The organism is Phyllobacterium sp. 01N428, assembly GCF_056399405.1.
Window position 1 is genome coordinate 1 of record NZ_JBFTRH010000036.1, and the last position, 380, is coordinate 380.

Sequence of the window (380 nt, forward strand, 5' to 3'; positions counted from 1 at the left end):
GGCCCTTCCATACAGAACCACCGGATCACTATGACCTGCTTTCGCACCTGCTCGAGCCGTCACTCTCGCAGTCAAGCCAGCTTATGCCATTGCACTAACCWCACGATGTCCGACCGTGATTAGCTGACCTTCGTGCTCCTCCGTTACTCTTTGGGAGGAGACCGCCCCAGTCAAACTACCCACCAGACACTGTCCGCAACCCGGATCACGGGGCCACGTTAGAACACCAGCCATTAAAGGGTGGTATTTCAAGGACGGCTCCACGCGGACTGGCGTCCACGCTTCGAAGCCTCCCACCTATCCTGCACATCAAGGACCAGTGTTCAGTGTCAAGCTGTAGTAAAGGTTCACGGGGTCTTTCCGTCTTGCCGCGGGTACAC

General features: G+C 57.0%; 1 rRNA gene. It reads right to left on the reverse strand.

From position 1 onward, the window contains the following. A 23S ribosomal RNA gene (locus AC1DNI_RS22830) occupies positions 1–380 on the reverse strand; the annotation flags it as partial.